The organism is Nocardia sp. NPDC060220 (genome assembly GCF_042727815.1).
Taxonomy (GTDB): domain Bacteria; phylum Actinomycetota; class Actinomycetes; order Mycobacteriales; family Mycobacteriaceae; genus Nocardia.
Map to the genome: position 1 here is coordinate 1 of NZ_JBHWZY010000590.1, position 4,415 is coordinate 4,415.

The window sequence follows — 4,415 nt, forward strand, 5'->3', positions numbered from 1 at the left end:
GTGCCGTTGCGCATCCTCGACGGCCTCACCGAGACCGATTTCGGCGACTGGGAGGGTCTCACCTTCGCCGAGGCCGCCGAGCGCGACCCGTTGCTGCACCGCGACTGGCTCGGCGACCCGTCGATCCCCGCACCCGGCGGCGAGAGTTTCGATCAGGTCCGCGAACGCGTCGAAGGGGTGCGCCGCGATCTGGTGGCGCTGTACCCGGGCCAGAACGTGGTGGTGGTCAGCCACGTGACCCCGATCAAAACCCTGCTGCAACTGGCGCTGGGGGTGGGGCCGTCGCTGCTGTACCGCCTGCACCTCGACCTCGCGTCGCTGTGCGTGGCCGAGTTCTATCCCGACGGCGGCGCCTCGGTGCGCCTGGTCAACGACACCTCGTACCTGTGAGCTAGCCGCTCGTCACCCGGGCACGGTACGGTCGCCCCGGCGCACGGTCGGCGTAACGACGACGCCGCATCGCCCGAAATATTCTCGGGCGCGCGGAATGCCGCGGCCACACAGGAAAGGTACTTGATGAGGTTTCTACGGATGGCGGCGTTTGCGGCGGCCATCGCGGGGGTGCTCACCGCGTCCGCGGGTGCGGGCAGTGTGACGGCCGATCCGAGCGTGGTGCTCGGCGCGGCTTCGGGCATCGTCTTCGACAACAACTCCGGTTGTTCGCTCACAGCCATCGGCCACGACGGTGCGGGTCGCCTCGTCGGCCTCACCGCCGGACACTGCGCGCCGACCGGTTCGCGCGTCGGCGCCGAGCAGGCGCTCAAGGCAGGCGTGATCGGGACCGTCGCGTACTCCGACGACGGTGATTACCTGGATTTCGCTGTGCTGCAACTGGATGCGTCGAAGGTACTGCCGGTGCGCACCATCGGCCAGACCACCGTCGCCGGTATCGGCGCCTCGCCCGGCCCCGGCGCCACGGTGTGCTCGGACGGCCGTACCAGCGGTCGCAGCTGTGGCGTGGTGTGGGGTGAGCTCGAAGGCACCTCCATCAACCAGTACTGCTCGCAGCCGGGCGATTCCGGCGGCCCCGTCGTCGTCGGCGACCGCCTCGTCGGCATGAACCAGGGCCGTCTCACCGGCCTGGGCCCGGTCGATTTCGACGTCCCGTGCACCGGTGGCGCGAACCCGATCCACTCGCCCGCGTACTTCCAGCCAATCCAGGTGATCCTGGACGTGCTCAACCGCGCAGGCGGCGTAGGCGCGGGCTTCCAGCCCATCTGATCTACTCACGAAAACAAGGGGCGCAGTACCGATCAGGTGCTGCGCCCCTTGTCGTGGTCGATCACCCAGGTGACTGTGCGTCGCCCATCGCCCGCAGCGCTGTGGCGGTGGCGTCGTCGAGGGGATAGAAGAACTCGATGGCGAGTTCGGACAGGGTCACATCGGCGGGTGCGCCGAAGGTGGCCATCGTCGAGAACATGGACAGGGTGCCGGTGGGTGTGGTGACGCGGATCGGCACCTGGAAAGGGCCGGTGGATTCGGCGGGTGCCGGCGAATCCGGTGGCGCGGGATAGGCGTTCACCTCGTCGTAGAGGGCGCGCAGACGGTCGTCACCGGTGGCTCCCGCCTGCCGGCGCAACCGTTCGAGGAAGAGGTCCCTGACCTGGTGCAGGTTCTCCAGCCGCCGCGCGAGGCCGTCCGGGTGCAGGACCAGCCGGTAGACGTTGGGGCGGGGGAGCAGCAGCTGCTCGGGGATGCCGATCATCAGGACCGGCATGGCGGCATTGCCCGCGACCACGTCCCACCACCGGTCGACCACCACGGCCGGATACGGTTCGTGCGCGCGCAACATGGTGTCGATGGCGGCCCTGGCTGCCGAGAGTTCGGCGGCGTCGAGCCGCGACTCCTGGTAGGCGGGCGCGAATCCGGCCGCGAGCAGCAAGGTATTGCGTTCTCGCAGTGGCACTTCGAGCGCCTCGCACAGGCGGAGCACCATGTCGCGACTCGGCTTGGAGCGTCCGGTCTCCAGGTAGGAAAGGTGCCGTGCCGAGGTATCCGCGGTCAGTGCCAGGTCGAGCTGACTGAGCTTGCGCCGCTGCCGCCACTCGCGCATCAACGGCCCGATCTGGGCGCTCGTCCTCGTCACCCGCCCAGCGTATCGGCCCGGCGCGAGACAAGGCCATGACCTCCGAGGTCATTGCCACGCTGACCCGGTCGCCGCACAGTGGGGTCGTTCCCCGAGACAGGAGAAGACGATGACCACCTCGATCGCCAATCCGCGACCCGGCCTACTGCCCACGGTGCTGCGTGTAGACGGCTGGAGCACAGGGCTTTTCGGCATCGTGATGGCGGCCGCAGCGCCGCTACTGCGCGACCCACTCGGCCTACCGGTCCCCGTGTCGCTGCTGTTCGGTGTCGTCATGCTCACCGGCGGTGCCACCCTGCTCGCCATCGCCCGGGGTGGTCCCGCTCGCTTCGCCCCCACAGTCATCGCGGTCAACGCGCTCTCGGCCGTCGGCATGACGGCGCTCGCCGCCACCGATATCTTCACCCTGACCACCCCCGGCATCGCGTTCCTCCTCACCGGCGCCGCCCTGGTCGCGACCTTCGCCGCCCTCGAATACGTCGGCCTTCGGCGGGCGGACCGATGAGCGACGAGGCAGCCGTGCTGGATTTACTCGCCGAACAGGTCGCCGCGTGGGCAGCCGGCGACGGTACCGCGTTCGCCGCGACGTTCACCGATGACGCCGACTTCGTCTCGGTGATCGGCGAATTCATCCAGGGCCGTGCGCAACTCGCCGCCGTCATGCAGGAAGGCTTCGACGGCTTCATGCGCGGCACCCACCTGTCGGAGCCCGAGCGGAGCACCTTGCGATTCCCCACCCGCGACACAGCGATCCTGGTGACCTACGGGGTCCGCGTCCTGCGTCGAGGACAACCTGCCCCGCCACACAGCAGCGTCCAGATCCGCACGGCCGCCCTCACGAACAACGGCTGGCAGTTCACCTCGTTCCAGAACACCCGCATCGCCACGCGCAGCGATCAGGCGAGCTGATCTGTTCCATCACCCCATGGTGCCCCACGGGCGCGGGGTATCCGGGCAGTTCAGGGGCGAAGGACCGACACCAGGAAATCGGTCTGGTCGCGTACTACCTGCTCGAAGACATCGTCGAAGTACACGTCGAAGTGGCCGACCGGATACTGCTTGACCACAGCGTGTTTGGTGCGTTCGGCGGCCTTGCGGGTCGGGCCGGCGGGGGCGATCGAGTCGTTCTCGGCGATCGCGTAGAAGACCGGGATCTTCAAGGACTTGGCGCGGCGGCCGGGGGAGTCGAACAGTGTCGAGAATGCCACGCGGGCACCCACTTTGGGATCGTAGGTGTCGCTCTCCTCGGCCAGTCGGCCGTAGCCTTCCGGCACGTCGGTGGCGCTCATCAACGCCGCGGAGCGTTTGCGCCCGGCCAGGCGGATGCGGACGGGTTTGCGGCGGATCGGCCCGAAGAGCAGGTCGGTGGCGGCGATGGTGGCGACCTTGGTCAGGCTGATCGGGCCCTTCGCCATCCCCGACGCCCACCCGCTGGTGAACGGCACCTGGGCCACCACCGCGGCGAGGTAATCGTCGTCGGGCGCCACCGCGAGCACATGTCCCCCGCCGAACGAGGTGCCCCACAACGCGATCCGAGTGGCGTCGAAGCCCCGGATGCTGCGCGCGTAGGCGATTGCGGCCTTCCAGTCCTGCCGCTGTCGCCCGATGTTGAGCACCTGGCGCGGCGAACCCTCACTGGCACCGAAATTCCGGTAGTCGAACGCGAGCACCCCCATTCCCGCGGCGACGAACCGCCGCGCATACCGATCCAACCCCATCTCGCGGGTGGCCCCGAGCCCGTGTCCCATGATCACCAACGGCCGCGGACGAGGCGCGCCGTCGGGCAGGTAGAGCCACGCGGCGCACTGCTGGTCACCCGAAGGGAAACTGACGTCGACACGTTCCATGAGTCAATACCGTAGCGAGTACTCTGTACCGGCGGGCGAGTCGGCCGGGCGACCGCGGTAACGGGAACGGGCACGAACAGTGCCGCTGCCCGGTGCCGAGGAAAGTCCGGACTCCACAGAGCAGGGCGGTTGTTAACGGCAACCCGGGGTGACCCGCGGGACAGTGCCACAGAAAACAAACCGCCGCACGCACGTGCGGTAAGGGTGAAACGGTGCGGTAAGAGCGCACCAGCGCCCCGGGTGACCGGGGCGGCTAGGTAAACCCCGCCCGGAGCAAGGTCGAAGGTCGCATCGGCAACGGTGCGGCTGCGCAGGTGTTCGAGGGCTGCTCGCCCGAGCCTGCGGGTGGACCGCTCGAGGCACCCGGCAACGGTGTGTCCAGATGGATGGTCGCCCCCCGATGCGAATCGGGGACAGGATCCGGCTTACAGGTCGGCTCGCCCGCGACCGGACCCGCCGGTCCGGCAGCGTCCGGCGCGGCC

6 protein-coding genes and 1 other RNA gene are annotated in these 4,415 nt (G+C 68.9%); 5 read left to right on the top strand and 2 right to left on the bottom strand.

Annotation, left to right across the window (positions count from 1 at the left end; all coding sequences use genetic code 11):
* The coding region (locus ACFWF3_RS25755) for a histidine phosphatase family protein (protein WP_379315854.1) at positions 1–390 on the top strand (390 nt) is incomplete at its 5' end.
* A 141-nt stretch (positions 391–531) separates the two neighbouring features.
* Entirely contained in the window at positions 532–1,221 is a 690-nt protein-coding gene (locus ACFWF3_RS25760; protein WP_378639444.1) for a S1 family peptidase, read from the top strand.
* A 61-nt stretch (positions 1,222–1,282) separates the two neighbouring features.
* Here ACFWF3_RS25760 and ACFWF3_RS25765 read toward each other — a convergent pair whose 3' ends face one another.
* A complete protein-coding gene (locus tag ACFWF3_RS25765) occupies positions 1,283–2,086 on the bottom strand; it encodes a helix-turn-helix domain-containing protein (protein WP_379315856.1) in 804 nt (267 codons plus the stop codon).
* A 109-nt stretch (positions 2,087–2,195) separates the two neighbouring features.
* On the opposite strand from ACFWF3_RS25765, the gene ACFWF3_RS25770 reads away from it, so the two are divergent.
* On the top strand, positions 2,196–2,591 hold the full coding sequence (locus ACFWF3_RS25770; RefSeq protein ID WP_379315858.1) for a hypothetical protein: 396 nt from the start codon (positions 2,196–2,198) through the stop codon (positions 2,589–2,591).
* A complete protein-coding gene (locus tag ACFWF3_RS25775) occupies positions 2,588–2,995 on the top strand; it encodes an SgcJ/EcaC family oxidoreductase (RefSeq protein ID WP_379315860.1) in 408 nt (135 codons plus the stop codon). The genes ACFWF3_RS25770 and ACFWF3_RS25775 overlap by 4 nt, the downstream gene beginning before the upstream one ends.
* A 50-nt stretch (positions 2,996–3,045) precedes the next feature.
* On the opposite strand, the gene ACFWF3_RS25780 is transcribed toward ACFWF3_RS25775, so the two are convergent.
* Positions 3,046–3,933, bottom strand: a complete 888-nt coding sequence (locus ACFWF3_RS25780) for an alpha/beta hydrolase (RefSeq protein WP_379315862.1) — start codon at positions 3,931–3,933, stop codon at positions 3,046–3,048.
* Between the two features lie 36 nt (positions 3,934–3,969).
* Here ACFWF3_RS25780 and rnpB point away from each other — a divergent pair.
* Positions 3,970–4,377: RNase P RNA component class A (rnpB, locus tag ACFWF3_RS25785), an RNA gene on the top strand.
* Positions 4,378–4,415 lie beyond the last annotated feature (38 nt).

What these genes read in the sequence shown, in the direction of transcription:
- ACFWF3_RS25770 (WP_379315858.1), top strand. Translation starts at nt 2,196, where the DNA reads ATGACCACCTCGATCGCCAATCCGCGACCCGGCCTACTGCCCACGGTG.
- ACFWF3_RS25780 (WP_379315862.1), bottom strand. Translation starts at nt 3,933, where the DNA reads ATGGAACGTGTCGACGTCAGTTTCCCTTCGGGTGACCAGCAGTGCGCC.
- ACFWF3_RS25775 (WP_379315860.1), top strand. Translation starts at nt 2,588, where the DNA reads ATGAGCGACGAGGCAGCCGTGCTGGATTTACTCGCCGAACAGGTCGCC.
- ACFWF3_RS25760 (WP_378639444.1), top strand. Translation starts at nt 532, where the DNA reads ATGGCGGCGTTTGCGGCGGCCATCGCGGGGGTGCTCACCGCGTCCGCG.